Origin of the sequence: Xenophilus azovorans DSM 13620 (genome assembly GCF_000745855.1) — a bacterium.
Classification (GTDB): Bacteria; Pseudomonadota; Gammaproteobacteria; order Burkholderiales; family Burkholderiaceae_C; genus Xenophilus; species Xenophilus azovorans.
In genome coordinates this window covers 217,567-242,779 of record NZ_KN050766.1, presented here as the reverse complement: position 1 = coordinate 242,779, position 25,213 = coordinate 217,567, and the positions used below count along the sequence as shown (strand labels likewise).

Sequence of the window (25,213 nt, the reverse complement as noted above, 5' to 3'; positions counted from 1 at the left end):
GCTCAGCCTCCCGACGCGGCGGCAAGCGCCTGTGTCAGCGCCTCGCCGGCACGCTTGGCCGCCTGCGCATCGCCGCGCTCGGCCAGGACCTGCGTCAACTGGCGCAACTGCGCGGCCGTCAGGCCCACGCGCAGGCTGGCAGCCATGTGCGAGCGCAACTGCGGCTCCACGCCCGGCATGGCCGCCAGCGCGCCGACCGTGGCCAGTTCGCGGCTTGGCCAGTCGAGGTTGTCGCGCTCGAAGATGTCGCCGAACAGATGGGCCTGGAGGAACTGGTTGATGACAGGGGCGAAGTCCGTCACGGCGTTCTTGACCGGCGCGCCGGAAATCTTCGTCTGGTTGGCGGTGCCGGCCGCGAGCAGTTCGTCGCCCGTGGGAATGGTGCGGCTGGGCTCGCGCCCCGGCGCGTCCTGGATGCCGCGCTGCTTGCGCGCCTCCGCCACCTTCAGCAACTCACCCAGCGCGTTCAGGCTCTTGGGGAAGCCGGCGTAGGCGTAGAGCTGCACCAGGATTTCCTTGGCCTCGCTGATGGTCAGGCCCGCGTCCAGGCCCTGGTTCAGGGCGGCATGGAGCCTGGGCATGTCGCTCGCGGCCATGAAGGACGCGATCAGGGGTATGGCCTGCTGCCTGGCGGACAGCATGTCCGAGGCAGGCTGGGTGGTCGTCATGGCATGCGGCTCCTGGGCGCTTCGGGTCTGTGCGGCGGCGGGACCGGGCAGCGTGGCCAGGGCGAGCGCGAGCGCGACGGCGCCGCACCTAGCGGGCGCCGTATTGCTCATCGCTCACCAGATCCTTCCAGTCCGCACTCCTGCCGTCCTTCACGTAGGCGATGGCCAGGTGGCGCATGCCGTTGGCCTGTGCCGCGCCGTGCCAGTGCCTGACGCCGGCCCCGATCCAGACCACGTCGCCGGCACCGATCCCGCGCCGGGGCTGGCCCTCTTCCTGCACCCAGCCCGTGCCTTCGGTGATGACGAGCAACTGGCCGACCGGGTGCGTGTGCCAGGCGGTGCGCGCGCCGGGCGCGAAGTCGACCATGCCCACGCTGCCGTGCCTGCCGCTGTCGCCGGCGGCCTTGATGTCCACGGCGACGTGGCCACTGAAGTTCTGCGCCGCGCCCAGGGTGGTGGGGGTGGTGCCCGCAGGGGTGATCTGGATGCCTTGGGCGTGTGCGGACGACGCGCCCATCATCACGAGCGACGTGCCCGCCGCGACGAGGTTCTTTTTCATGGGGTTTCCTTCCTGGCCCTGGCGCGGACGCCGCTTGCCGCACGGGCATGCGGGCGGGTCTGCGCCGATCCGGCTCAGCGAAGGAAATCGTAGGGGGCGGGACTGTTTCGATTAAGCCCCTGAATCCGCATTCGGTCTTGAGCGGAATTCAGCAATGCGCCCGGGCTACGACGCGGGACTGCGCTTCGACGCGGCTGGCCTGCCTGCCTTCCGGGCCGGCTCCCGATACCGCAGCGCTTCCACGATGACGGCCAGTGCGCCGGATGACTGCCGGCGGCTCGGATAGTAGAGGTGGTAGCCCGTGTAGGGCTGGCACCAGTCGTCCAGCACGCGCACCAATCGGCCCTGGGCAATATGCTGCGCCACCGCGTCGTCCGGCAGGAACCCCAGGCCCTGCCCCGCCAGCGCGGCGCGCACGATGGGCGAGATGCTGTTGTAGATCCACTGCCCGGTCACGCGCACCTTCAGCTCGCGCTTGCCCTTGCGGAAGTCCCAGACCATGAGGCCGCCGTGGGTCGGCAGGCGCAGGTTGATGCAGTTGTGTTCGGCCAGGTCCTGCGGGGTACTGGGTTTCGCCCGGCCGCTGAAGTAGGCGGGCGAGCCGACCACCGCGATGCGCATGTCCGGGCTGATGCGCACCGCGATCATGTCCTTGGCCAGCTCGTCGCCCAGGCGCACGCCGGCGTCGTAGCGGTCGGACACGATGTCCGAGCGGTTGTAGTCCACGGTGACTTCCACCGTGATGTCGGGGTAGTCGGGCAGGACCTCCGACAGCCTGGGCCAGAGGATGGTGTTGGCCGCGTGCTCGGCGGTGGTGATGCGCACCGTGCCCGCCGGCTTCCTGCGCTGCTCGGCGGTGGCCAGCAGTTCGGCGTCGATCTCCTCGAAGCGCGGCGCCGTGCGCTCGTACAGGCGCGCACCTGCCTGCGTCACCGAGACGCTGCGCGTGGTGCGGGTCAGCAGCCGCACGTCCATGCGCGCCTCCAGCGCCCGTACCGAATGGCTGAGCGCGGACGGCGACACCCCCAGCTGCGCGGCGGCGCGGGTGAAGCTGCCCTCGCGCGCCACGTGGATGAAGGCCAGCAGGTCGCTGTAGCCGTCTCTGGGCATTGTTGAATCCAGCTCAGGTCCGTATGTCGATGGCCCGAGCTTATCAACGAAGCGCTCCGCCGCTCACCTGAAAAGGACATGGCCGGCGCAGCCGCCCAGGCGCTGGGCGAGCTGGCGGCCTGGCTCCGAGGCGCCGCTTCTTCTTTGCGTCGCCCCGCGCGTCACAGCTTGGCGATCGACACCTCCGTCGACTTGACCAGCGCCACCACATCCGAGCCGATCTTGAGCTGAAGCTCGTCCACCGAGCGGGTGGTGATGACGGAGGTGACGATGCCCCAGGGCGTCTCGACATCGACCTCGGAGACGACGTCGCCGCGGATGATCTCGCGCACCTTGCCCTTGAACTGGTTGCGCACGTTGATGGCCTGGATGGACATGGAAGACTCCTGTGAGAAAAAAAGTAAGACGATCAGATGGCCCAGCGCACACCGTGGGCCGGCACGGCCGGCCAGCCGCCGGCGGCCTCCTCCGCTGCCGGCTTCTGCAGCACGCGGTCGAGGATGCGTTTCTCCAGCGCGGCGAAGGCGGCCTCGCCGTGCGAGCGCGGGCGCGGCAGGTCCACCCGCACGTCCAGCGCGATGCGGCCCTCCTCGATCAGGATCACGCGGTCGGCCAGCGCCACCGCCTCCTGCACGTCGTGCGTGACCAGCAGCGCCGTGAAGCGGTGGCGTTGCCACAGCCGTTCGATGAGCCGGTGCATCTCGATGCGGGTGAGCGCATCGAGCGCGCCCAGCGGCTCGTCCAGCAGCAGCAGGTGCGGGTGGTGCACCAGGGCACGCGCCAGTGCCACGCGCTGGCGCTGGCCGCCCGACAGGCGCGCCGGCCACTCGTTCTCGCGTTCGGCCAGGCCGACCTGCGCCAGCACCTCGCGCCCGCGCGGCCGCGCCTGCGGCGCCAGGCCCAGCGTCACGTTGTCGAGCACCCGGCGCCAGGGCAGCAGGCGCGCCTCCTGGAACATGATGCGGGTGTCGTCGTGCAGGCCCTCGACCGCGCGGCCGTCGATGGCCAGGCGCCCGGACGAGGCCGGCTCCAGCCCCGCCACCAGCCGCAGCAGCGTGCTCTTGCCGCAGCCGCTGCGGCCCACGATGGCGATGAACTCGCCGGGCTCGGCGTGCAGCGTCAGTTGGCGCAGCACCTCGCGCGCGCCGTAGCGCTTGCCGAGCTGGACGGCGTCCAGCGTCACGCCGGGCCGCGCGGCGCCAGTCACTTCTTCGGGCAGTGCGCTCATGGATCAGGCTCCCGTGGGCTTGTAGAGATCGACGTCGAGCGCATCGACGCGGCGGGGCAGCAGCTTCTCGGCCAGGAAGGCATCGGCGATGCGCTGCTGCTCCGACAGCCGCTCGCGCGTGGCCTCGCGCACCGCGTAGCTGCGCCGGCTGTTGGCCTGCTCGACGATGGCCGCGTCCAGACCCCAGAAGGGCGCCAGCAGCGCGGCCGCCTCCTTCGGATGGGCCTTCACCCAGCGGCCGGTCTTCTCCAGCTCGGCGTACAGCACGCCGAGCACTTCCGGGTGGGCCTTCGCGAAGCCGGTGCCGGCAAGGTAATAGCGCTGGTACGAGGCCAGCCCCGTGCCGTCGGCCAGCACCCGCGCGCCGGACTGGCGCTGCGCGGCCGCGAGGAACGGGTCCCATACCACCCAGGCGTCGATGGCGCCGCGCTCGAAGGCGGCGCGGCCGTCAGCCGGCGCCAGGTAGGCCGGCTCGATGTCCCGGAACGACAGCCCGACCTGGTCCAGCGCCGCGATCAGCAGGTAGTGCACGCCGGCCGCCTTGGCGAAGCCGACGCGGCGGCCCTTCAGGTCGGCCACGCTGCGCAGCGGCGAATCGGCCCGCACCAGGATGGCCTGCGCCGACGGCGAAGGCGCCTCCTGCGCCACGAAGGTCAGCCGCGCGCCGGCCGCCTGCGCGAACACGGGCACGGTGTCGGCCACGTCGGCGCTCAGGTCGATGTTGTCCAGGTTGAGCGCTTCCAGCAGCGGCAGGCCGCTGGTGAACTCGTGCCAGCTCGGCGCCAGTCCCAGCGGCGCGAAGGCCCGCTCCAGCGCGCCCTGCAGCTTGAGCACGGCGATGAGCGTGGAGGACTTCTGGTAGCCGATGCGCACGGCCGCCGGCCGCGCCTGTGCCAGCGCGCCGCCGGCGGCCAGCGAGGCGAGCGCCGCCAGCGCGGTACGGCGGCCGGGCATGAAGGGGGAAGAAGAAAAAGTCTTCATGGCCGTGCTCACTTCTGATAACCGGGGTGCCAGCGCAGCCACCAGTGCTCCAGCGCCCGCGCCAGCAGGTCGGCCAGCTTGCCCAGCAGCGCATACAGCAGGATGCCCACCAGCACCACGTCGGTCTGCAGGAACTCGCGCGCGTTCATCGTCAGGTAGCCGATGCCCGACTGCGCCGAGATCGTCTCGGCCACGATCAGGATCACCCACATCAGCCCGAGCGAGAAGCGCAGCCCCACGAGGATGGACGACAGCGCGCCGGGCAGGATCACCTGCCGGTAGAGCTGCCAGCGCGTCAGCCCATAGGTGCGGCCCATCTCGATGAGCTGCGGATCGACGTTGCGGATGCCGTGGAAGGTGTTCAGGTAGATCGGGAAGAACACCGACACGGCGATCAGGAAGAGCTTGGCCGACTCGTCGATGCCGAACCACAGGATCACCAGCGGGATCAGCGCCAGCGCCGGGATGTTGCGCACCATCTGCAGGGTCGAGTCCAGCAGCGTCTCGAAAAGCTTTACCGAGCCGGTGAGCAGCCCCAGTGCGAGGCCCAGGCCGCCGCCGATGGCCAGCCCCAGCAGCGCGCGGCCGGCGCTGATCTTCACGTGCGTCCACAGCTCGCCCGAGGCCGTGAGCTGCCAGGCCGCCTTGACCACATCCACTGGCGCCGGCAGCACCCGCGTCGACAGCCAGCCCAGCGTGGACGCCGCCTGCCACGCCACCAGCAGCGCCAGGGGCAGCAGCCAGGGCAGCAGGCGCACGCCCACGCCGGCCGCGAAGCCGCGCAGCGCCGCCGCGGACGGCCGCAGCACCGGCGCGGCGGGAAGGGATCGGACCTGTTCCGTCATGCGCCCTCCTCAGCTCTGCGACAGCAGCCGCGAGGGCGCGTCCACGTTGGCCACCACCTCGCCGAAGGGGCCGGTGAGCGAGCCGCCGCCCAGGCGCTCGCGCACCTGACGCGGCAGCAGCGGGAACACCAGCTCGGCGAAGCGGTAAGCCTCCTCCAAGTGCGGGTAGCCCGAGAGGATGAAGGCGTCGATGCCCAGCGCTGCGTACTCGTTGATGCGCTCGGCCACCTGACGCGGATCGCCGACCAGCGCCGTGCCCGCGCCACCGCGCACCAGGCCGACGCCGGCCCACAGATTGGGGCTGATCTCCAGCGCCTCGCGGCTGCGGCTGGCGCCCTTGCGGTGCAGCGCGGCCATGCGGCGCTGGCCTTCGGAGTCCATGCGCGCGAAGGCCTCCTGCGCGCGCAGCACGGTGGCGTCGTCCACCCGGCTGATGAGCGCGTCGGCGGCGCGCCAGGCCTCCTCCTCCGTTTCGCGCACGATCACGTGCAGCCGGATGCCGAACTCGACGCGCCGGCCCTTGCGCTCGGCGCGGGCGCGCACGTCGGCCAGCTTCTTCGCCACCTCGTCGGGCGTCTCGCCCCAGGTCAGGTAGCGCTCCACCTGCTCGGCGGCCAGTTCGTGCGCCGCCTCGGACGAGCCGCCGAACCACACCGGCGGATGCGGCCGCTGTACCGGCGGGAAGAGCAGCTTCGCGCCCTTGACCTGCAGGTGCGCGCCGTCGTAGTCGAAGCCCTGCCCTTCGTGGCTGCGCGCGATGAGTTCGCGCCAGATGCGGATGAACTCCGCCGACTGTTCGTAGCGCGCCGCGTGGTCGAGGAACACGCCGTCGCCCTCCAGCTCCGCGCGGTCGCCGCCAGTGACCAGGTTGACCAGCAGGCGTCCGCCGGAGAGCCGGTCGAAGGTGGCGGCCATGCGCGCCGCCAGCGACGGCTGGTGCAGGCCCGGACGCACCGCGACCAGGAACTTCAGCCGCTTCGTCGCGCCGATCAGACTGGAGGCGACGACCCACGGGTCCTCGCACGAGCGGCCGGTGGGAATCAGCACGCCCTCGTAGCCGAGCGCGTCGGCCGCCCCGGCCACCTGCTGCAGGTAGGCCAGATCGACGGCGCGCGCGCCCTCTGCGCTGCCGAGGTAGCGGCTGTCGCCGTGCGTGGGAAGGAACCAGAACACCTGGACGGCCATGTGGGAAACCTCGCTCACCAGGAATGCGCCAGCACGGGCGCGGGACGGATGGGCTGCACGGCGGCGCTCAGCCGCCGGCGCAGGATGCGTGCCGGCACGTAGCCGTGCGGTGCGCGGCGCGCCAGCGCGTGGGCCGAGGGCAGGCGCACGCTCCAGGCCACCGCCGTCACGCCGACGACCCGCAGCGCCTGCTGCGACAGGGAAGGAGCCGGACGATCGATCGAAGCCATGTCCCGCTCCTCAGGCCAGGCCGGCCGGCGCCGCGTCCAGCACGTCGATGCGCTTCGGGATCAGCTTGAGCGCGAGGAAGGTGTCGGCCACCTGCTGCTGCTCGGCCAGGATCGCGCGGGTGACGGGCCCGGTGCCGAACTGCGTGCGGCCGGTGGACAGGTCCACCACCGGCTTGGGGATGCCCCACAGCGCCGACAGCTCGGTCGCCAGCGCGTCGCGGTTCGCCTTGCCCCACTGGTCGACCTTGTCGATCTCCTCGATCAGCACCCGGATCACGTCGGCGTTGCGGTTGGCGTAGTCGAGCGACGAGAAGTAGTAGGCCCGGTTGCCCACCACGCCCGTGGCGTCGGCCAGCACGCGCGCACCCAGCGTCTTCTCGGCCGCGGCGAGGAACGGGTCCCAGATCACCCATGCATCGATCGAGCCCTTCTCGAAGGCGGCGCGCGCGTCGGCCGGCGGCAGGTACACCAGTTGCAGGTCGCCGTAGGCCAGGCCGTGCTTCTCGAACAGCTTGACGATGAAGTAGTGGACGTTGCTGCCCTTGTTGAGCGCGATGCGCTTGCCCTTGAGGTCGGCGACGGAGCGGATGGCCGAGCCGCCCGGCACCAGCACCGCCTCCGACTGCGGGCGCGGCACCGTGGCCGCCACGTAGGCCAGCGGCGCACCGGCGGCCTGCGCGAAGATGGGCGGCGCCTCGCCCACGTCGCCGAAGTCGATCGAGCCGACGTTCAGCGCCTCCAGCTGCACCGGGCCGGCGGTGAACTCCGTCCAGCTCAGCTTCACGCCCAGCGGCGCCAGGCGCTGCGCCAGCGTGCCGCGGCCCTTGAGCAGGCTGAGGTAGCCCTTCTGGTGGCCGATGCGCAGTTCGCGCGTCGCGCCCTGTGCGAAGGCAGGCAGCGGCAGCGCGGCGGCCGAGGCCTGCAGCAGGCGGCGGCGGGTGAACGTGCGGGGTTGCGTCGTCATGGTCCTGTCGCTCCTCGTTCAGGGCTGGGCGGCCAGCACGGCGTCGCTGACCTTGATGGGCTTGGGGATCAGCCTGAGTTCATGGAAGGTGTCGGCGATGCGCTGCTGGCCGGCCGCCACTTCGCCGGTGATCGGCTTGACGTTGAACTCGTAGCGGCGCAGCGCCAGCTCCACCACCTCCGTCGGCAGGCCCTGCAGCGGCGCGATGATGGCCGCGGCCTGGGCGATGTTCTTCTTGAGCCAGATGCCCTGCTCCACCGAGTCCTCGAACAGCGCCTGGATCACCTTCGGGTGCTTCTGCGCATAGCCGCGCTCGGCCAGGTAGAACTGATAGTTGTTCACCACGTCGGGCGAGCCCGGCGCGGCCGTTCCGTCCGCCAGCACGCGCGCGCCGATGCTCTTCTCGGCGGCCGCCTGGAACGGGTCCCAGATCACCCACGCGTCCACGGCCTTACTCTCGAAGGCGGCGCGGCCATCGGCCGGCGCCAGGTACACGGGCTGGATGTCGGCGAATTTCAGGCCGTGCTTCTCCAGTTGGCGCACCAGCAGGTAGTGCACGTTGCTGCCCTTGTTGAGCGCGACCTTGCGGCCCTTGAGTTCGGCCACCGAGCGGATGGGCGAGTCCTTGGGCACGAGGATGGCCTCGGCGCGCGGCGCCGCCGGGTCGTAGCCGATGTAGACGAACTTCGCGCCGGCCGCCTGGGCGAAGATGGGCGGCGCCTCGCCGACGTAGCCCACGTCCACGGCGCCCACGTTCAGCCCTTCCAGCAGTTGCGGGCCGGCCGGGAACTCGACCCACTTCACGCGGGTGCCCAGCGGCGCCAGCTTCTTCTCCAGCGTGCCCTGCGCCTTCTGCAGCACGAACAGGCTGGCGGACTTCTGGTAGCCGATGCGCAGTTCGGGCGCGGCCTGCTGCGCGTGCGCCGGCGCCGTGGCCAGGAAGGAGGTGACGAGCGCGATGGCCGTCACCACGAGGACGCCGATGGCCACGTCCAGCAGCGTCTGCCAGCGGTTGCGCGGGCGGGCCGAAGGGAAGGCGTCGGTCAGGAGCGGAGGCAGGTCGTTCATGGCGTGTGTGTCTGCAAGATCGGATCGAGGGCGCGCGCCGGCCCATGCCGCCGGCGGCGGCCGCGTCGCGCGAAGGAGGAAGAAGGCGAAGGAGACGGCGCAGGGGCCGCCGGCGTCGTCAGACGCTACATCGCACGCTGGCGAAGGGCACCGGCGCGAAGCCGGGCCCGGCCGGCATTCGCTGCTGCTGCAGGCCCTCGGCGGCCAGCGTGTGCACTGCGTCGGCCAGGCGGCCGGCCAGTTCGGCCTGCAACTGGTACGCCCCCTCGGGCGTCAGCGCCACCTGCGCGTCGCTGGCATAGACGCCGGGCAGGATGTGCCGCGCCCCCAGCGACTGCAGCACCGGGCGCAGCGCATAGTCCAGCGCCAGCATGTGGTGCGGGCTGCCGCCGGTGGCCAGCGGCAGCACCGCCTTGCCCTTGAGCGCGCCGTGCGGCAGCAGGTCGAGGAAGGCCTTGAGCAGCCCGCTGTAGGCCGCCTTGTAGACCGGCGTGGCGACCACCACCGCCGGCGCCGCCGCCAGCGCGTCCACGGCCCGCGAGATGGCGGGCTGCGAGACGTCGGCCGCCAGCAGCGCGTCCGCGGGCAGTTCGCGCACCGCCAGCGGCAGCGTCTCGATGTCGCGCCGCGCCAGGCGGACGGCCACCTCATCGAGCAGCGCGGTGGAGCGCGAGGGCGCCGAGGGGCTGCCGGCGATCAACAGGACGGGAGGCATCGGTGCGCGGCAGCCTACTTCTGCTTGTGCGTGTAGATCTGGTCGAAGCTCGCGCCGTCGGCGAAGTGCGCCTTGTCGGCCTTCGTCCAGCCGCCGAAGGCCTCGTCGATGGTGAACAGGGCCAGCTTCGGGAACTGGCCGGCGTACTTCGCCTTGGCCTTGTCCGAGGTGGGCCGGTAGAAGTTCTTGCCGGCGATGTCCTGGCCCTCGTCGGTGTACCAGTACTTCAGGTACGCCTCGGCCACGGCGCGCGTGCCGCGCCGCTCCACCACCTTGTCCACCACCGTCACCGCCGGCTCGGCCAGGATCGACAGCGACGGCACCACGATGTCGAACTTGTCGGGGCCGAACTCCTTGATCGCCAGGAAGGCCTCGTTCTCCCAGGCCAGCAGCACGTCGCCCACGCCGCGCTGCACGAAGGTGATGGTGCTGCCGCGCGCGCCCGTGTCGAGCACCGGCACGTTCTGGTAGAGCTTGCCCACGAAGTCCTTGGCCTGTGCATCGCCGCCGTACTTGCGCTTGGCGTACTCCCACGCCGCCAGGTAGTTCCAGCGCGCGCCGCCGGAGGTCTTGGGGTTGGGCGTGATCACCTGCACGCCGGGCCTGGCCAGGTCGTCCCAGTCCTTCAGGCCCTTGGGGTTGCCCTTCTTCACCAGGAACACGATGGTCGAGGTGTAGGGCGAGCTGTTGTGCGGCAGGCGCTTCTGCCAGTCGGCCTTGACCAGGCCGCCGTGCGTCACCAGCGCGTCGGTGTCGCCGGCCAGGGCCAGGGTCGCCACGTCGGCCTCCAGCCCGTCGATGATGGAGCGGGCCTGCTTGCCCGAGCCGCCGTGCGACTGCTTGACGGTCACCTCCTGCCCCGTCGTGTCCTTCCAGTGCTTCGCGAAGGCCTTGTTGAAGTCGACGTACAGCTCGCGCGTCGGGTCATAGGACACGTTCAGCAGCGTCACCGGCCCGGCGGGCGCGGCCTGCTGCGCGAACGCACTCGCCGACGGCAGGGCCATGGCGGCCGAGGCGGCGGCCAGGAGGGAAAGCTTGATAAAGTCGCGGCGCTGTTTCATTTCTTGCGATCCAGAAGTGCATGAAGTCGATGAATTGCATTCTGGATAGCGCATAAGGAAAGTGGAACGACGGAGTTTTCACTTCCAAATAGCGAACTCAGCTAAGGCGCACGCCAACCGACGGCGGCGCATCCTGGCGCCCCACCCGCAGACAGACACCCCCAAAGAGGCATCCGCATGGCACGCATGGTCCAGTGCATCAAGCTCGGCAAGGAAGCCGAAGGACTCGATTTCCCTCCCTATCCCGGCGAACTCGGCAAGCGCATCTGGGAGAACGTGAGCAAGGAGGCCTGGGCCGCCTGGCTCACGCACCAGACCATGCTGGTCAACGAGAACCGGCTGAACCTGGCCGATGCCCGCGCCCGCGACTACCTCCGGCGCCAGATGGAGAAACACTTCTTCGGCGACGGCGCCGACATGGCGCAGGGCTACGTGCCGCCGGCCCAGTGAAGCGAGGCGGCGCGCAGCCGCCTGCCGCGCTACCTACTGCGCGTTCCGCGTCTCGTAGCCCACGAAGCGCCAGCCGTCCTGCTCCTGGCGGAAGCTGAGCTTCTCGATCACCCTGCGCCCGTTGGCCAACTGGCTGAGGTACTCCACGTTGGCATATTGGCCCGGCGGTGGCATCTTCGACTCGGGTCCGACGCGCACGCCCTGCACGCCTGCGCGGCTGCGGCCGTTCACCGTGCCCAGCCCGCCGCGGACGCTGCGCAGGCCGGCGACGAACTGCCCGCGCTCGCGCGTGCCGGCCACGAAGGGGGCCAGCGAGGCCCACACGGCGTCCATGCGGTCCTCGTCGATCATGCGCAGCGTGGCGTCGCTGCGTTCGAGCAGGGCCTGCACCGCGGCCTGCTGCTGGGCCTGCGCCGGTGCCTGTGGCTGCGCCGGTGCCGGCTTCGGCGCGGCGACGGCCGGCGGCGCGGGCGGCGCCGGCTGTTTCTGCGGTGCGGAGCAGGCGCCGAGCGCAAGCGCGGCACAGGCGGCCAGCGTCATGCCGGCGCGGCGCCGGGCGGACGGCGGGATCAGGGAAAAGCGCGTGTTCAAGAAAATCACTCCCATGGCATTTTTGAAAGAAAAGGGATGGGCGTCGCGCGGACGCCATCTCCAGGCGGGACCATGACCGAAGCCGTCGAGTGGCACAAGGGCGGGCAGCCCTTCAGCACCCGCTTCGGTGACGTTTATCACTCCGAGAGTGGCGCCGAGGCCCAGGCCCGGCACGTGTTCCTGGGCGGCTGCGGCCTGCCCGGAGCCTGGGCCGATGCGCCGCAATGGCGCATCCTCGAAACCGGCTTCGGCCTGGGCCTCAATTTCCTGACAGCCTGGCGGGCCTGGCGCGACGATCCGCGCCGGCCGGGCCGGCTGCACTTCGTCTCGGTCGAAGCCTATCCCGTGGCCGCCGCGGACATCGAGCGCGCCGCGGCCGCGCAGGGCCCGGCCATCGGCGCGCTCGGCCGCGAGTTGGCGGCGCAATGGCACGGGCTGCTGCCCGGCTGCCACCGGCTGGCCTTCGACGACGGCCGCGTGCTGCTGACGCTGGGCATCGGCGAGGCGCGCCCGATGCTGCGCGGCCTGGCGCGCTTCGAGGCCGACAGCCTCTTCCTCGACGGCTTCAGCCCGCAGAAGAACCCCGGGATGTGGTCGCCCGAACTGCTGCGCACGCTGGCGCGCTTCGCCCGCCGCGGCACGCGCATCGCCACCTGGAGCGTGGCGCGCGGCGTGCGCGACGCGCTGGCGCCGCTGGGCTTCGTGCTGGAGATGGCGCCGGGCCTGCCGCCCAAGCGCGACTGCCTGCGCGGCGAATTCGCGCCCGCCTGGCCGCTGCGCGCGCGGGCGCCCGAGCCCGAGCGGGTGGACGCGCCGGGCCGCTGCGTGGTTGTGGGCGCCGGGCTGGCCGGCGCGGCGGTCGCCGCCAGCCTGGCGCGGCGCGGCTGGCAGGTGACGGTGCTGGAGGCCGCGGCGCACGCGGCGGCCGGCGCCTCCGGCGCGCCAGCGGGCGTGTTCGCCCCCCACGTCTCGCCCGACGACGCCCTGCTCTCGCGCCTGACGCGCGCCGGCGTGCGCGCCACGCTGGCGGAACTGCGCCGCATCGGCGGCGCCGAGGGCGACGGCTGGGCGGCGCCGGGCGTGCTGGAACGGCGCGCGCCCCACGCGCTGCGCCTGCCGCCCGGCTGGACGGCCGGGGGCCCGAACGAGAGCTGGACTGCCACGCCGGCACAGGCGGCCGGCGCCGGCCTGGCAGCGGACACCGCCGCGCTGTGGCACGCCCACGCCGGCTGGGCGAGCCCCGCCCGGCTGGTCGAGGGCTGGCTGGCGACGCCGGGCGTCACCCTGCGCACCGGCAGCGCCGTGGCGCACGTGGCCCCGCTGCCGGACGGCCGCTGGGCCGCGCTCGACGCCGATGGCCGCCCGCTGGCCGACGGCGACCGCGTGGTGCTGGCCGCCGGCGCCGCCACCCGCGCGCTCGCCGGCGCCCTGCCGCTGCAGCCGGTGCGCGGCCAGCTGGCCTGGGGCGATTGGCCGGCCGGTGCCGAGCCGCCGTCCTGCGTGCCGGTCAACGGCGACGGCCACTGCATCCCGGCCGTCTCGGCCCACGGCCAGGCGGCGCGCTGGCTCAGCGGCGCCACCTACGCTCCCGGCGACGACGGCACCGACCTGCGCGACGCCGACACGCAGGCCAACCTGGACCGCCTCGCCGGCCTGCACCCGGGCCTCGCGGCCGCCGTGCGCGGCAGCGGCGTGCAGGCCTGGGCCGGCGTGCGCTGCGCCTCGCACGACCGCCGGCCGCTGGTCGGCCCCGTGCCGGGTGCGCCGGATGCCGGCCTGTGGGCATGCACCGCGCTCGGCTCGCGCGGCCTGAGCTTCGCGGCGCTGTGCGCCGAGCTGCTGGCCGCCCGCTGGCACGGCGAGCCGCTGCCGGTGTCGGCGGCGCTGGCGCGCGGCCTCGATACCGCGCGCCTGCGTGCCTGATTTCCTCCCCCGCGCGTTCGCCCGCGCGGACAATCCGCCCGCCATGTCCACGCGCTACGACATCCTCCACACCACCACCTACCGCTACCGCGAGCCGGTGCGCTTCGGCCTGCACCGCGTGATGTTCCGCCCGCGCGACAGCCACGACCTGCGCGTGCTGGCCACCGACCTGCGGGTCTCGCCCGAGGCCGACGTGCGGCTGATCCACGACCCGCACTCCAACTCCGTCGCCCTGGTGCAGCCGCGCGGCGAGGCGCGCGAGCTGGGCATCGCCTGCGCCTTCACCATCGAGCACGTGCCGGGCCCCGAGGACGAGCTGCCGCTGGACCCGGCCGCCGAGTACCTGCCCTTCGCCTACTCGGTGCAGGAGCGCATGGACCTGGAGGCCTACCTGCGCCCGCACCACGACGACCCCGAGGGCGCGCTGATCCGCTGGGCGCACCACTTCCTGCACAGCGACCAGCCCAACAGCACGCGCGAGACGCTGCGCCGCATGAACGCGCACATCGCGCAGAGCCTGACCTACCAGGCGCGCGAGGAGGAAGGCACGCAGACGCCCCTGGAGACGCTGGCCCTGGGCAGCGGAAGCTGCCGCGACTACGCCCTGCTGATGATGGAGGCCGCGCGGCGCCTGGGCATCGCCACCCGCTTCGTCTCGGGCTACCTGTACGACCCGATGCTCGACACCGGCGAGCAGGCGCCCGGCGAGACCACCGTGGGCGCCGGCACCACGCACGCCTGGCTGGAGGCCTACCTGCCCGGCGCCGGCTGGATCGCCTTCGACCCGACCAACAACCTGACGCGCAGCGGCCGGCTGATCCGGGTGGGCGTGGCGCGCGACCCGGCGCTGGCCCAGCCTATCAGCGGAAGCTGGTTCGGCCCGGCCGAGGCCTACGAGGGCATGGACGTGGTGGTGCGGGTGACCAAGCGGCGCGAGTGAGCCTGTCCGCCCGGCGGCGCCGGGCTCAGCCCTGCCCCGCGGCGGCGCGCCTCCAGCTGCGCGATCAGCGCCCTCGCCTCGTCCCCCTCGGGAATCGGCCGCCCGCTGTCGCGCCATTCGACCGCGCTCTTGAACCCTTCCACCTCCGCCTGCCGGCGGAACCACAGGCCCTCCGGGTTGTGGCGGGTGATGCCGTCGAACAGCGTGGCGAACATCTGCGTCTGCTCCAGCCCCATCGACAGCCACACCTGGTTGACCACCATCTTGTGCATCGCCAGGTGGCTGCGCGGCACGCCGGCGATGCGCGCGGCCAGCCGCATCGTGGCGGCCTCCAGCTCGGCCGCCGGCACCGCGAGGTTGGCCAGGCCCCATTCGGCCGCCTGCGCGCCGGTGAGCGTGTCGCCGGTGAACATGAGCTGCTTGGCGCGCGCGGCGCCCAGGCGGTAGGTCCACATCGCGGTGGTCGGGCAGCCCCACACGCGCGTGGGCATGTAGCCGATGCGCGCGTCGTCGGCCATCACCAGCAGGTCGCAGCTCAGGGCGATGTCGCTGCCGCCGGCGACCGCGTGGCCGTGCACCTTGGCGATGGTGGGCTTGGGGCAGCGCCACAGGGCCATGAAGTCCTCGGTGTTCTTCTTCATGGCGGCGTAGTCGAGCATCGGGTCCCAGGGCGTCTTCTCCTGCCGGCACGGGTGTTCGCCGGCCCGGCCCTCGGCGTAGTCCACCAGGTCGTAGCCGGCGCAGAAGGCGCGGCCCGCGCCCTCGACCACGATGACGTGCACCTCGTCCTCGGCCTGGGCCCATTCGACGGCGCGGCGGATCTCGCCGGGCGTGCTCTCGGCGATGGCGTTGAGCCGCTCGGGACGGTTCAGCACGAGGCGCGCGATGCGCGGCTGCGCGGGGTCCTGGGCGATGTGGAGGGTGTCGAAGGCGGGCACGGGCGTCTCCTGGCGCGGATGGTCGGAGCCGCCAGCATGGTGCGCCGCCGCCGCGAGGGCAAGCCCCGCCCGCCGGTGCTTCAGCCCGGCTTGCGCCGCAGCGCGTCCAGCAGCCGCGCGCGCTGGGCCGGGTCGTCGAGCTGCTGCGCGAGCAGCTCGTGCAGGTGCTGCGGCGAGCGGGCCTGCGCCAGCGCCTTCTTCAGCACCACCTTGGCGATGGGCCCCAGCTCGCGCGAGAGCACCAGCCGCGCGTGCTCGGCCGCCTCCGGCGTGATGGGCACCTCGACCGCCGCACCGGTGGCGACGGCGGCACCGCCGCTGCCGGCCGTGCCTCCGCCGGTGGCGCGCGCCGCGCTGCCGAAGCCGCTCAGCAGCGTGATGAAGCGGGCCCGGTCGCCGGCATCGGGCAGGTGCTGACACAGCGCGTCGCGCAGCGCGTCCAGGTCGGTCGCGGTGCGCGCGGCTTCCCGCACCAGCACGCGGGCCATGGGGCCCATGAAGCGGGTCAGCGCGGCCTCCATCGGCGCCAGACTGGCGGCGTCCCAGCGCGAGGGCGGCGCCGAGCCGGGCCGGCTCGCGGCGCCGGAGGCCGACTGGCCGTCGGCACGCCGCAACGGCAGGTGCAGCGAGGCCACGACGGTCGCGTCGTCGGCGGCGCTGCCGGCGTGCAGCGCGCTGCGCTCGGCCAGCGCATCGCGGAACTCCCGTGCGCTGGCGAAGCGCTGCTGCGCCGCCTTGGCCAGGGCGCGGGCGACGATCGGATCGAAGGAGGACGGCAGCGCCAGGCCCGGCAGCTGCGAGAGCGGTTCCGGGTCCTTGTTGAGCACCTGGTACATCACGGCCTCGGCCGAGTCGGCGGCGAAGGGCGAGCGCCCGGCCAGCATGCGGTACAGCAGCACGCCGGCCGCGAAGATGTCGACGCGGTGGTCGATCGCCTCGCCCATGTACTGCTCGGGCGCCATGTAGCCGGGCGTGCCGATGGTGGCGGCCATCTGCGTGAGCGCGGCCGACTCGATGCGCGCGATGCCGAAGTCCGTCACCTTCAGCAGGCCGTCGGTGGTGACGATCAGGTTGGCGGGCTTGATGTCGCGGTGCCACACGCCGGCGCGGTGGGCGCAGTCCAGCGCGTCCAGCAGCTGCTGCATGAAGCGGATGACGGTGCCTTCGGGCAGGCGCGGCGTGGCGCCCAGGATCTGCGCCAGGTCGCGGCCCTGCACGTACTCCATGGCGATGAAGGCGGTGGCGTCGTCCTCGCCGTACTCGTAGATGGCGACGATGCCCGGGTGCGACAGGCGCCCCACCGCCTTGGCCTCGTTGCGGAAGCGCGCCGCCAGGTCGATGCCGGCGTCGGCCTCCATCAGCGCCTTGCGGATCGTCTTGATGGCGACCGGCCGGTCGATGCCCGGGTCGTGGCCCTTGTAGACCACGCCCATGGCGCCCTCGCCCAGCACCTGGACGATGTCGTATTTGCCGAGGCGCTTGGGGTGCTCCATGTCTTCAGGTGTCGAGCAGCTTCATGGCGTGGACCAGGCTCTTGCGCATGCGCGCGAAGGACTCGGACAGCACGCCGATCTCGTCCTTCGAGCGCACGGCGAACTCCGGCGCGTCCAGCTCGCCCATGCTCACGCGGTCCGTCAGCGCCGACAGGCGCGTCACCGGCTGGATCACCAGCTTCCACAGCATCAGGTTGAGCGTCAGGCCGATCAGCACGAACACGCCCGCCAGCGCGCCCATGACGACGCCGAAGGCCTTGTCGGCCCGCTCGAAGGGCACCGACATGGGCACCGACACCACCTGCGCGCCCAGCACCTCGTTGAGCTTCCAGCCGAAGCCGTTGGAGGGGCCGTACTTCTCGACCATCGGCGCTGGCGCGATGCCCGGCGTGGTGTGGCAGCTCAGGCAGACGGGGTTGGTGATGCGGATCGGCCGGGCGATGTACAGGGCCGGGCCGGAAGCGGTCTCGCGCCGGCCGACGAACTCGGTCAGCTCCGACTGCTGGGCGAACCGGGCGATCACGTCCTCCTCCCAGTCCTGCGCGCGGTCGCGCGGGTTGGTGGGGTTGAGCATGGCCGGCTTGTACGAGTACTCCGGGTGCTTGGTGCGTAGCGCGTTGATCATCTCGGTGGACGAGTACGCCGGCACCGACTGCGGCAGGAAGGTGTACTTCATCTGCGTCTGCAGCAGCGGCTGGATCTGCGTGGCCGTGTAGGTGCTGACGGCGGCGGCGCTCTCCATGATGAGGCGGGCGCGGTCGAGCACCTCGTCGTGCGCGCCCTGTTGCAGCATGCTGCGCGCCAGGTAGGCGGCCGCGCCCAGGCCGAGGGCGAAGACCAGCAGGAAGGCCAGGTTGAACTTGAGGAGGAGCTTCATCGTGGTCGCGCTCGCGGGCGCTCGTCAGTAGGTGCGGACGCCCGCCGGCCGCGGGGGTGCGGCGGGGGCCTGCGCCGGGGGCTTGGGGCGGTACTTCTCGGGAAAGACGATGCGGTCCCATTCGGGGTGCTCGCGCATGTGCTCGACCAGGCCGGCACGGAAGTCGGGCCGCCGCGCCAGCGCGCGCCAGCGGATGGCGAAGTGGCTGCGCAGCATCGGCTCGGCCACCAGCCAGGCCGCGGCGTCGGTGTAGGCCAGGTCGCCCAGGCGCCTGGGTGCCACCTCGCGGCCCTTGAACAGCGCGGCGCGGGTCGGCAGCGGGTCGAGGAAGCTGCGCGGCACGGACTGGATGAAGGCCGGCGTGGGGCGCGGTGCGACGGCCGCCTTGCCGCTGCCGCGGCGGGCGAAGAACTCGCCGGCCTTCAGCCGCACGGGCGGTGGCGCGGGCCTGGCGGCCCGGTCCTGCAGGGCGACGGCGCCGGCCTCGCAGAAGAGCTGGAAGCCGCCGTCGGCATCGACCGCGGCGACCTGCTGGCCGGCAGGCTCGCCCAGCGCGTAGGCCGGCGTCAGCACACCGGCCGGCACGGGCGCGCCGCCCGCGGGCTGGATGAGCTTGAACCACCCCTGCAGCACGTACACGTGCGCCGCCGCAGCCTGCCCGCGCATGCCCAGGCGCGGCGCCACGAACGCGCGCGTGGACGGACCCAGGTCGACGATCGCGCCGTCGGTGAATTCGAGGCGCAGCAGGCGCGTCTGCGGGCCGGTCTCCAGCAGGTCGCCCGCGGCCAGGCGCACGCCTTCGGCCGCGCCGAAGCGGCCGCTGTCACGCAGCAGCGCCGCCTCGCCGTCCAGGATGGAGACGAGGGCCGGCGGCTGCGCCGCAGGGGCCGCGTGGGCGGCTGCGCCCACCAGCAGCAGCAACACCGTCGCCAGGACGTTCCTGATCCGTTTCACCGTCCTCGCACCGAAGAGCTCCGATGCGCGCATGGTGCCTCGTAACGAGGTGTAATGGCATAGGCATCAAGGCATATGCCGGCGGCCCGCCCCGTTGCGGGCATGGCCGCCGAGCGGCGCGTCAGGAGGCCGCGTGCGCGGGCCGCAGGCCCGGATGGCGTGCCGCGGGCTGGCGGCCGTAGCGGTCCACGCCCAGGCCGTCGGTGCGGATCTCGGGCCGCTGGCCCATGACGAGGTCGGACACCAGCTTGCCGCTGCCGCAGGCCATGGTCCAGCCCAGCGTGCCGTGGCCGGTGTTGAGGAACAGGTTGGCCAGCGGCGTGGCGCCGACGATGGGCGTGCTGTCGGGCGTCATCGGGCGCAGGCCGGTCCAGAAGCTGGCGGCCGGCAGGTCGCCGCCGGGGAACAGTTCGCCGACCACCTTCTCCAGCGTGGCGCGGCGGCGCGGGTCCAGGCGCAGGTCGAAGCCGCCCAGCTCCGCCATGCCGCCCACGCGGATGCGGTCGTCGAATCGTGTGACAGCGATCTTGTAGGTCTCGTCCAGCACGGTGGACTGCGGCGCCAGGCTGGCATCGACCAGCGGCACGGTGAGCGAGTAGCCCTTGACCGGGTAGACCGGAAGATGAAGCCCGAGCTGCGCGGCCAGGGCGCGCGAGTAGCTGCCGAGGGCCAGCACGTAGCGGTCGGCGGTCAGCACCTCGCCATCGACGCGCACGCCGGTGATGCGGCCGCCTTCGGCCAGCACCTGCTCCACCGTCGCGCCGAAACGGAACTCCACGCCCAGGCCGCGGGCCACGTCGGCCAGGCGGTTGGTGAAGAGATGGCAGTCGCCCGTCTCGTCGTTGGGCAGGCGCAGGCCGCCGACCAACGCGCCGCCGGTGCGCGCCAGCGCCGGCTCCACGCGGGCCAGGCCCTCGTGGTCCAGCAGTTCGTAGGGCACGCCGCATTCCTGCAGCACGGCGATGTCGCGCTGCACGGCGTCCATCTGCTGCGCGGTGCGGAAGACCTGCAGCGTGCCGCCGGTGCGCTGCTCGTACTGCAGGCCCGTCTCGGCGCGCAGCGCGCGCAGGCAGTCGCGGCTGTACTCGGCCACGCGCATCATGCGTTCCTTGTTCACCGCGTAGCGCGCCGGCGAGCAGTTGCGCAGCATCTGCGCCATCCAGCGCAACTGGAACAGCGAGCCGTCGGCGCGGATGGCCAGCGGCGCATGCTGCTGGAACATCCACTTCAGTGCCTTCAGCGGGATGCCCGGGGCGGCCCAGGGCGTGGAGTAGCCGGGCGAGACCTGCCCGGCGTTGCCGAAGCTCGTTTCCTGCGCCACGCCGGCCTGCCGGTCGAGCACCGTGACGCTCGCGCCGGACCGGGCCAGGTAGTAGGCCGTGGTGGTACCGATGACGCCGCCGCCGAGAACGATCACTTTCATGGGTGGACCTGCTGGAAATGAAGGCGTGGAAAGGACGATTGCCGGAATCTAGGCCCTCCAAACCGGCAAATGTCATGGTTATTTCTTCGATATCCAGCAAAATCCACTGATCCAGGCGCCCAAACGGCCGCGCGCCCGAAGGAATCACCATGTCCACCGCCCCGCTCGACCGCATCGACCGCAAGATCCTCGACATCCTCCAGCGCGAGGGCCGCATCGCCATCACCGAGCTGGCGCAGCGGGTGGGCCTGTCGACCTCGCCCTGCTCGGAGCGCGTCAAGCGCCTGGAGCGCAGCGGCGTCATCACCGGCTACCACGCCCGCGTGGCGCCCGAGGCGGTGGGCAAGACGCTGCTGGTGTTCGTGGAGATCAAGCTCTCGTCCAAGTCCGGCGAGGTGTTCGACAAGGTGAAGAAGGAACTGCTGCACATGCCCGAGGTGCAGGAATGCCACCTCGTCTCGGGCGGCTTCGACTACCTGGTGAAGGCGCGCCTGCGCGGCATGGGCGAGTACCGCCACCTGCTGGGCGACATTCTCAAGAAGCTGCCGGTGCCGGCCGAGTCGCACAGCTACGTGGTGATGGAGGAAGTCAAGGAGACGCTGGCGCTGCCGCTGGACCGGTGACGGCGGCGCCGCCCATCGCTGCGGCTAGGATGGGCGCCCTCCTCCACCTGCCGCCCCATCTTGTCCTCCCCGCGCGACTTCTCCCTGCACCATCCGCTGGCCTTCTGGCTGGGCTGCATCGCCATCATCGGCGGCGTGCTCGCGCACGCGCCCATGTTCCTGATGGGCCGCTACACCGGCTGGCAGATGGTCGGCATGGAAATGGACGCGCCGATGCTGGCCGGCATGGCGGCGATCCCGCTGGGCGTGCTGCTCGCGGCCTACGGCCTCATGCCGCGCATCGCGCAGCTGCGCCGCAGCCTCCACCCTGCGCAGCCGCTGCAGTTCCACCTGGCCGACAGCGTGCCGCTGAACGCCGAGCACTGGAAGCTGGTGGCCGTGCTGGTCGTCGCGCTGGCCGTGGACGTGCTCAAGCCGGCCACGCTGGGCTTCGTGATGCCGGGCATGACGCAGGAGTACGGCATCAGCAAGGAGACGGCCGGCGTGCTGGCGCTGGTGGCGCTCACCGGCACCACCGTCGGCTCCATCGTCTGGGGCCGGCTGGCGGACGTGTTCGGGCGCCGCTCGGCGATCCTGCTGTCGGCGCTGATGTTCATCGGCACCGCCATCTGCGGCGCCATGCCGGCCTTCGGCTGGAACCTCGCGATGTGCTTCCTGATGGGCGCCTCCGCCGGCGGCCTGCTGCCCATCGCCTTCACGCTGATGGCCGAGACGGTGCCCGCCGCGCACCGCGGCTGGCTGCTGGTGGCGCTGGGCGGCGTGGGCACCTCGGCGGGCTACCTGCTGGCCGCGGGCGCGGCCGACCTGCTGGTGCCGCTGTTCAGCTGGCGCTCGCTGTGGCTGCTGGGCCTGCCGACGGGGCTGCTCATCATCCTCCTCGGGCGCTACATCCCCGAGTCGCCGCGCTTCCTGGCGAACGCCGGGCTGTTCGACGCCGCGCGCGCGGTGCTGGCGCGCTTTTCGGGCAGCGACGCGTCGGGTGCCGGTGCCGACACCGTGGTCGCCGAGCCGGAGGCCGCGCCGGCAGGGCTGGGCTCGCTGCTGCGCGGCCCGCATGCCCGCATCACCTGGGGCCTGGTCGTCTCGGGCCTGGCCTGGGGGCTGGTGAACTTCGGCTTCCTGCTGTGGCTGCCGACCAACCTGGGCGCGATGGGCATGGACCCGGGCGCGGCCAACGCCCTGCTGGCGCGCTCGGCCCTGCTGGCGCTGCCGGGCACGCTGGTCGTCATCGGGCTCTACCACCGCTGGAGCAGCGTCAAGGCGCTGGTGCTCTTCCTCGCGCTCACCGCCGCCGCGCTGCTGCTGTTCATGGCGCTGGGCATGCTCCAGGTGCACTCGGCGGCGGCGATGGTGACGGCCACCGCGCTGCTGCTGTTCAGCTCGAGCGGCGTGATCGCCATGCTCATCCCCTACGCCGCCGAGATCTATCCGGTGCACCTGCGCGGCACGGGCTCGGGGGTGATCGCCGCCAGCTCGAAGGCCGGCGGCATCCTCGGCGCGGGCTTCGGCGTGCTGGGGGTGTTCGGGCACTTCGCGCTGTCGGCGCTGGTCATCGCCGTGCCGACGGCCCTGGCCGCGGCGCTGCTGCTGCGCGGCGGCGTCGAGACGCGCGGCCGGCGGCTGGAGGACATCCAGGCCGCGCTGGCGCCCGGGAAGACCGGGGCGTAGGCGGGCCGGACCGCCGCCGGCCGCCCTTATCCGGAAATGCGCCCCGGCGGCCCCGAAACCCGCATGGCGCCTTGCGAATATGCATATCCGGATAAGGCTCGAACCAGAAAATCGTTTGTTTTCATAAGGGCCGCCTCTACAGTCCGCCCTTCGCGCCCGCGAGCCCTTCCACGGGGCCGTGCCGACGCCGTTCCAGTTCCCTCCAGCACACGATGTACCAGTACACAGATTTCGATCGCCAGTTCGTCCGCCTGCGCGCGGAGCAGTTCCGGGACCAGCTCGAGCGCTGGCAGCGCGGCGAGCTCTCCGATGATGAGCTGCTGCCGCTGCGGCTGCAGAACGGCTGGTACATCCAGCGCTACGCCCCCATGGCGCGCATCGCCGTGCCCTACGGCGAGATCAGCAGCGCGCAACTGCGCATGCTGGCGCACATCGCCCGCGAGTACGACAAGCCCGACCCGGCGCTGCTGGCCCACGCCCAGGCCACGCAGGACGAGCTGCAGGCGGCCCAGCCGGGCCTGACGCTGGCGGCCCCGCCGCTGCGCTACGGCTACGGCCACTTCACCACCCGCACCAACGTGCAGTTCAACTGGATCCCCATCACCAAGGCCGCCGACGTGATGGACCTGCTGGCCAGCGTGTGCATGCACGGCATCCAGACCAGCGGCAACGACATCCGCAACATCACCTGCGAGGCCTACGAGGGCATTGCCGAAGACAACATCGTCGATACCCGCCCCTTCGCCGAGATCACCCGGCAGTGGAGTTCGCTGCATCCGGAATTCACGTTCCTGCCGCGCAAGTTCAAGATCGCCTACAACGGCTCGGCCGAGGACCGCGCCGCCACCGGCTGGTACGACATCGGCGTGCAGGCGGTGCGCAACGACGCCGGCGAGGTGGGCTTCACCGTCAAGGCCGGCGGCGGCATGGGCCGCACGCCGATCATCGGCACCGTGGTGCGCGAGTTCCTGCCCTGGGACCAGCTGCTCAACTACATCGAGGCCATCGTGCGCGTGTACAACCGCTATGGCCGGCGCGACAACAAGTGGAAGGCGCGCATCAAGATCCTGGTCAAGGCCGAGGGCCAGAAGTTCATCGACGACGTGGAGGCCGAGTACAAGGACATCGTCGAGCTGGACGGCGCCCCGCACACCATCACCCAGGCCGAGCTGGACCGCGTGCAGGCCAGCTTCGTGGTGCCCGAGCTCAAGCCCGCCAACCTGCCTTCCAGCGTGAACACCGGCGGCCAGCTCTACCAGCGCTGGCTCAAGCAGAACGTGCGCGGCCACCGCCTGCCGCACCTGCGCGCCGTCACGCTGTCGTTCAAGCGCGTGGGCTTCGCGCCCGGCGACGCCGATGCCGACACGATGGAGGCGCTGGCGCAGCTCGCCGAACAGTTCTCCGCCTCCGAGGCGCGCCTGACGCACGAGCAGAACCTGATGCTGCCCTGGGTGCACGAGAGCGACCTGCCCGCGCTGTACGAGGCGGCGCGCGCGCTGGGCCTGGCGCAGCCCAACATCGGCCTGCTGACCGACATGATCGCCTGCCCGGGCGGCGACTTCTGTTCGCTGGCCAACGCGCGCTCGCTGCCCATCGCGGCGGCGATCACCGAGCGCTACCAGGACCTGGACGAGGTGTTCGACCTCGGCCCGATCGACCTGCACATGAGCGGCTGCATCAACTCCTGCGGCCACCACCACAGCGGGCACATCGGCATCCTGGGCGTCGACAAGGACGGCAAGGAGTGGTACCAGATCACGCTGGGCGGCTCCGACGGCACCGAGCTGTCGGGCCCGGCGCTGGGCGGCAAGGTGGTCGGCCCGTCGTTCTCGGCGGCCGAGGTGCCGGAAGTGATCGAGGCGCTGCTCGGCACCTACCGCGCGCTGCGCAAGCCGGGCGAGTTCTTCATCGACACGCTGCGGCGCGTGGGCCACGACCCGTTCAAGGCCGCCGCCAACGGCGCGCGCTTCAAGGCCGAGGAGGTGGCGGCATGAAGCAGACGCTGCGCATCCTCAGCGCCGAGCAACATGCCGGCGAGAGCGGCGCGGACGCGGGCCTGAAGGTCCTGCAGCTGTCCAACGACGCCGACCCGCTGGCCGCCGAGCTGGACCTGGAAGGCGTCGACCGCATCGAGCTGCAGTTTCCGAAGTTCACCGACGGCCGCGCATACAGCCAGGCCATCATGCTGCGCCGCCGCCGGCGCTTCGCCGGCGACATCCGCGCCACGGGCGATGTGATCATCGACCTGCTGGTGCACATGCAGCGCAGCGGCTTCAGCAGCGCCGTGCTGCGCGAGGGGGTGGACGCCTCCGCGGCGCAGCGCCAGTTCGAGCGCTACGCCGGCTTTTACCAGGGCGACGTGGAGCAGAAAGAGCCTCTGTTCGCGCGCGAGCACTGAGTCGTTCCGTAGTCCGGCCCCTGCCCCGTTCAATTCCCCTCACCCGTTCACGCTGAGCCTGTCGAAGCGCGTCACCCGGCTTCGACAGGCTCAGCCCGAACGGTGGTTGGGGGTATCAGCTTCCCCGTTGGATGCTCTACCAACGGTTCCACGCGCCGTGGCCGGGGGCCTGGGGCGCGGGCGATTTGTGGGGCGGCGAGGAGCGCAGGACAGGGGCGGGCGTGCCTGCCGAAGGACAGGCACGCTTCAACATCTGACTTGCCGCAGCTGTTCGAGCGCAGTGAACGAAGTGAACGCAGCGAGTTCTGCGGCACCGCCCCC

At 71.9% G+C, this 25,213-nt stretch carries 26 protein-coding genes; 7 read left to right on the top strand and 19 right to left on the bottom strand.

Annotated elements, in window-relative coordinates:
• Positions 1 to 2: 2 nt before the first annotated feature.
• From Q392_RS27575 to Q392_RS27515, 13 genes are all read right to left on the bottom strand, one after another.
• Complete coding sequence (locus Q392_RS27575; RefSeq protein WP_038216304.1) at positions 3 to 779, bottom strand: carboxymuconolactone decarboxylase family protein; 777 nt, start codon at positions 777 to 779, stop codon at positions 3 to 5.
• On the bottom strand, positions 757 to 1,227 hold the full coding sequence (locus tag Q392_RS27570; RefSeq protein WP_038216302.1) for a (R)-mandelonitrile lyase: 471 nt from the start codon (positions 1,225 to 1,227) through the stop codon (positions 757 to 759). The genes Q392_RS27575 and Q392_RS27570 overlap by 23 nt, the downstream gene beginning before the upstream one ends.
• Positions 1,228 to 1,392: 165 nt before the next feature.
• Positions 1,393 to 2,337, bottom strand: coding sequence for a LysR family transcriptional regulator (locus tag Q392_RS27565; protein ID WP_038216301.1), 945 nt, complete (start codon positions 2,335 to 2,337; stop codon positions 1,393 to 1,395).
• A 161-nt stretch (positions 2,338 to 2,498) separates the two neighbouring features.
• Positions 2,499 to 2,714 (bottom strand): TOBE domain-containing protein, encoded by a 216-nt coding sequence (locus Q392_RS27560; protein WP_038216298.1) that lies wholly within the window; start codon positions 2,712 to 2,714, stop codon positions 2,499 to 2,501.
• 32 nt (positions 2,715 to 2,746) lie between these two features.
• The gene (locus Q392_RS27555) at positions 2,747 to 3,565 is read right to left on the bottom strand and encodes an ATP-binding cassette domain-containing protein (protein WP_038216295.1); all 819 of its coding nucleotides are present in this window, start codon (positions 3,563 to 3,565) and stop codon (positions 2,747 to 2,749) included.
• 3 nt (positions 3,566 to 3,568) lie between these two features.
• Positions 3,569 to 4,546: an aliphatic sulfonate ABC transporter substrate-binding protein gene (locus Q392_RS27550; RefSeq protein WP_245610840.1), complete on the bottom strand. Its 978-nt coding sequence runs from the start codon at positions 4,544 to 4,546 to the stop codon at positions 3,569 to 3,571.
• Between the two features lie 8 nt (positions 4,547 to 4,554).
• Positions 4,555 to 5,391, bottom strand: coding sequence for an aliphatic sulfonate ABC transporter permease SsuC (gene ssuC / locus Q392_RS27545; protein WP_038216290.1), 837 nt, complete (start codon positions 5,389 to 5,391; stop codon positions 4,555 to 4,557).
• A 9-nt stretch (positions 5,392 to 5,400) separates the two neighbouring features.
• Positions 5,401 to 6,576 (bottom strand): FMNH2-dependent alkanesulfonate monooxygenase, encoded by a 1,176-nt coding sequence (gene ssuD / locus Q392_RS27540; protein WP_038216287.1) that lies wholly within the window; start codon positions 6,574 to 6,576, stop codon positions 5,401 to 5,403.
• A gap of 14 nt (positions 6,577 to 6,590) precedes the next feature.
• The gene (locus Q392_RS27535) at positions 6,591 to 6,806 is read right to left on the bottom strand and encodes a hypothetical protein (protein WP_038216285.1); all 216 of its coding nucleotides are present in this window, start codon (positions 6,804 to 6,806) and stop codon (positions 6,591 to 6,593) included.
• Positions 6,807 to 6,816: 10 nt separating this feature from the next.
• Positions 6,817 to 7,770, bottom strand: coding sequence for a sulfonate ABC transporter substrate-binding protein (locus Q392_RS27530; RefSeq protein ID WP_038216283.1), 954 nt, complete (start codon positions 7,768 to 7,770; stop codon positions 6,817 to 6,819).
• Between the two features lie 18 nt (positions 7,771 to 7,788).
• The gene (locus tag Q392_RS27525; protein WP_084217445.1) at positions 7,789 to 8,838 is read right to left on the bottom strand and encodes a sulfonate ABC transporter substrate-binding protein; all 1,050 of its coding nucleotides are present in this window, start codon (positions 8,836 to 8,838) and stop codon (positions 7,789 to 7,791) included.
• A 118-nt stretch (positions 8,839 to 8,956) separates the two neighbouring features.
• Positions 8,957 to 9,553 (bottom strand): NADPH-dependent FMN reductase, encoded by a 597-nt coding sequence (gene ssuE / locus Q392_RS27520; protein WP_038216266.1) that lies wholly within the window; start codon positions 9,551 to 9,553, stop codon positions 8,957 to 8,959.
• Positions 9,554 to 9,567: 14 nt separating this feature from the next.
• Positions 9,568 to 10,614, bottom strand: coding sequence for a sulfate ABC transporter substrate-binding protein (locus tag Q392_RS27515; RefSeq protein WP_038216263.1), 1,047 nt, complete (start codon positions 10,612 to 10,614; stop codon positions 9,568 to 9,570).
• Positions 10,615 to 10,791: 177 nt separating this feature from the next.
• On the opposite strand from Q392_RS27515, the gene Q392_RS27510 reads away from it, so the two are divergent.
• Positions 10,792 to 11,064, top strand: a complete 273-nt coding sequence (locus Q392_RS27510) for an oxidative damage protection protein (RefSeq protein ID WP_038216260.1) — start codon at positions 10,792 to 10,794, stop codon at positions 11,062 to 11,064.
• A gap of 33 nt (positions 11,065 to 11,097) precedes the next feature.
• Here Q392_RS27510 and Q392_RS27505 read toward each other — a convergent pair whose 3' ends face one another.
• Positions 11,098 to 11,655 (bottom strand): DUF4019 domain-containing protein, encoded by a 558-nt coding sequence (locus Q392_RS27505; protein ID WP_157008385.1) that lies wholly within the window; start codon positions 11,653 to 11,655, stop codon positions 11,098 to 11,100.
• 72 nt (positions 11,656 to 11,727) lie between these two features.
• Here Q392_RS27505 and mnmC point away from each other — a divergent pair, with 72 nt between their 5' ends.
• Positions 11,728 to 13,578, top strand: coding sequence for a bifunctional tRNA (5-methylaminomethyl-2-thiouridine)(34)-methyltransferase MnmC2/FAD-dependent 5-carboxymethylaminomethyl-2-thiouridine(34) oxidoreductase MnmC1 (gene mnmC / locus Q392_RS27500; RefSeq protein ID WP_038216259.1), 1,851 nt, complete (start codon positions 11,728 to 11,730; stop codon positions 13,576 to 13,578).
• A gap of 43 nt (positions 13,579 to 13,621) precedes the next feature.
• Positions 13,622 to 14,518, top strand: a complete 897-nt coding sequence (locus Q392_RS27495; protein WP_038216257.1) for a transglutaminase family protein — start codon at positions 13,622 to 13,624, stop codon at positions 14,516 to 14,518.
• On the opposite strand, the gene Q392_RS27490 is transcribed toward Q392_RS27495, so the two are convergent.
• From Q392_RS27490 to Q392_RS27470, 5 genes are all read right to left on the bottom strand, one after another.
• Positions 14,470 to 15,456 (bottom strand): crotonase/enoyl-CoA hydratase family protein, encoded by a 987-nt coding sequence (locus tag Q392_RS27490; RefSeq protein ID WP_051954015.1) that lies wholly within the window; start codon positions 15,454 to 15,456, stop codon positions 14,470 to 14,472. The two genes, Q392_RS27495 and Q392_RS27490, sit on opposite strands and share 49 nt — an antisense overlap.
• A gap of 80 nt (positions 15,457 to 15,536) precedes the next feature.
• On the bottom strand, positions 15,537 to 16,949 hold the full coding sequence (locus Q392_RS27485; RefSeq protein WP_038216254.1) for a serine/threonine-protein kinase: 1,413 nt from the start codon (positions 16,947 to 16,949) through the stop codon (positions 15,537 to 15,539).
• A gap of 4 nt (positions 16,950 to 16,953) precedes the next feature.
• Complete coding sequence (locus Q392_RS27480; RefSeq protein ID WP_038216251.1) at positions 16,954 to 17,826, bottom strand: Tll0287-like domain-containing protein; 873 nt, start codon at positions 17,824 to 17,826, stop codon at positions 16,954 to 16,956.
• Between the two features lie 24 nt (positions 17,827 to 17,850).
• Entirely contained in the window at positions 17,851 to 18,780 is a 930-nt protein-coding gene (locus Q392_RS27475; RefSeq protein ID WP_157008383.1) for a FecR family protein, read from the bottom strand.
• 121 nt (positions 18,781 to 18,901) lie between these two features.
• Positions 18,902 to 20,203 carry a D-amino acid dehydrogenase gene (locus tag Q392_RS27470; protein ID WP_038216243.1) on the bottom strand — a complete coding sequence of 434 codons (1,302 nt, stop codon included), beginning with the start codon at positions 20,201 to 20,203 and terminating at the stop codon, positions 18,902 to 18,904.
• Positions 20,204 to 20,352: 149 nt separating this feature from the next.
• Between Q392_RS27470 and Q392_RS27465 the strand changes: the two genes are divergently transcribed.
• The 4 genes from Q392_RS27465 (at position 20,353) to Q392_RS27450 (ending at position 24,892) form a co-directional block, all read left to right on the top strand.
• The gene (locus tag Q392_RS27465; RefSeq protein WP_038216240.1) at positions 20,353 to 20,826 is read left to right on the top strand and encodes a winged helix-turn-helix transcriptional regulator; all 474 of its coding nucleotides are present in this window, start codon (positions 20,353 to 20,355) and stop codon (positions 20,824 to 20,826) included.
• 60 nt (positions 20,827 to 20,886) lie between these two features.
• A complete protein-coding gene (locus Q392_RS27460) occupies positions 20,887 to 22,494 on the top strand; it encodes an MFS transporter (RefSeq protein WP_038216237.1) in 1,608 nt (535 codons plus the stop codon).
• Between the two features lie 212 nt (positions 22,495 to 22,706).
• On the top strand, positions 22,707 to 24,488 hold the full coding sequence (locus Q392_RS27455) for a nitrite/sulfite reductase (protein ID WP_038216234.1): 1,782 nt from the start codon (positions 22,707 to 22,709) through the stop codon (positions 24,486 to 24,488).
• Positions 24,485 to 24,892 (top strand): DUF934 domain-containing protein, encoded by a 408-nt coding sequence (locus Q392_RS27450; RefSeq protein ID WP_211260327.1) that lies wholly within the window; start codon positions 24,485 to 24,487, stop codon positions 24,890 to 24,892. Before Q392_RS27455 ends, Q392_RS27450 begins: the two co-directional genes overlap by 4 nt.
• The last annotated feature ends 321 nt before the right edge of the window (positions 24,893 to 25,213 follow it).

Coding starts and splice junctions, on each gene's coding strand:
- Q392_RS27575 (WP_038216304.1), bottom strand. CDS start 779: ATGAGCAATACGGCGCCCGCTAGGTGCGGCGCCGTCGCGCTCGCGCTC.
- Q392_RS27570 (WP_038216302.1), bottom strand. CDS start 1,227: ATGAAAAAGAACCTCGTCGCGGCGGGCACGTCGCTCGTGATGATGGGC.
- Q392_RS27565 (WP_038216301.1), bottom strand. CDS start 2,337: ATGCCCAGAGACGGCTACAGCGACCTGCTGGCCTTCATCCACGTGGCG.
- Q392_RS27560 (WP_038216298.1), bottom strand. CDS start 2,714: ATGTCCATCCAGGCCATCAACGTGCGCAACCAGTTCAAGGGCAAGGTG.
- Q392_RS27555 (WP_038216295.1), bottom strand. CDS start 3,565: ATGAGCGCACTGCCCGAAGAAGTGACTGGCGCCGCGCGGCCCGGCGTG.
- Q392_RS27550 (WP_245610840.1), bottom strand. CDS start 4,546: ATGAAGACTTTTTCTTCTTCCCCCTTCATGCCCGGCCGCCGTACCGCG.
- ssuC (WP_038216290.1), bottom strand. CDS start 5,391: ATGACGGAACAGGTCCGATCCCTTCCCGCCGCGCCGGTGCTGCGGCCG.
- ssuD (WP_038216287.1), bottom strand. CDS start 6,576: ATGGCCGTCCAGGTGTTCTGGTTCCTTCCCACGCACGGCGACAGCCGC.
- Q392_RS27535 (WP_038216285.1), bottom strand. CDS start 6,806: ATGGCTTCGATCGATCGTCCGGCTCCTTCCCTGTCGCAGCAGGCGCTG.
- Q392_RS27530 (WP_038216283.1), bottom strand. CDS start 7,770: ATGACGACGCAACCCCGCACGTTCACCCGCCGCCGCCTGCTGCAGGCC.
- Q392_RS27525 (WP_084217445.1), bottom strand. CDS start 8,838: ATGAACGACCTGCCTCCGCTCCTGACCGACGCCTTCCCTTCGGCCCGC.
- ssuE (WP_038216266.1), bottom strand. CDS start 9,553: ATGCCTCCCGTCCTGTTGATCGCCGGCAGCCCCTCGGCGCCCTCGCGC.
- Q392_RS27515 (WP_038216263.1), bottom strand. CDS start 10,614: ATGAAACAGCGCCGCGACTTTATCAAGCTTTCCCTCCTGGCCGCCGCC.
- Q392_RS27510 (WP_038216260.1), top strand. CDS start 10,792: ATGGCACGCATGGTCCAGTGCATCAAGCTCGGCAAGGAAGCCGAAGGA.
- mnmC (WP_038216259.1), top strand. CDS start 11,728: ATGACCGAAGCCGTCGAGTGGCACAAGGGCGGGCAGCCCTTCAGCACC.
- Q392_RS27495 (WP_038216257.1), top strand. CDS start 13,622: ATGTCCACGCGCTACGACATCCTCCACACCACCACCTACCGCTACCGC.
- Q392_RS27485 (WP_038216254.1), bottom strand. CDS start 16,949: ATGGAGCACCCCAAGCGCCTCGGCAAATACGACATCGTCCAGGTGCTG.
- Q392_RS27480 (WP_038216251.1), bottom strand. CDS start 17,826: ATGAAGCTCCTCCTCAAGTTCAACCTGGCCTTCCTGCTGGTCTTCGCC.
- Q392_RS27470 (WP_038216243.1), bottom strand. CDS start 20,203: ATGAAAGTGATCGTTCTCGGCGGCGGCGTCATCGGTACCACCACGGCC.
- Q392_RS27465 (WP_038216240.1), top strand. CDS start 20,353: ATGTCCACCGCCCCGCTCGACCGCATCGACCGCAAGATCCTCGACATC.
- Q392_RS27455 (WP_038216234.1), top strand. CDS start 22,707: ATGTACCAGTACACAGATTTCGATCGCCAGTTCGTCCGCCTGCGCGCG.
- Q392_RS27450 (WP_211260327.1), top strand. CDS start 24,485: ATGAAGCAGACGCTGCGCATCCTCAGCGCCGAGCAACATGCCGGCGAG.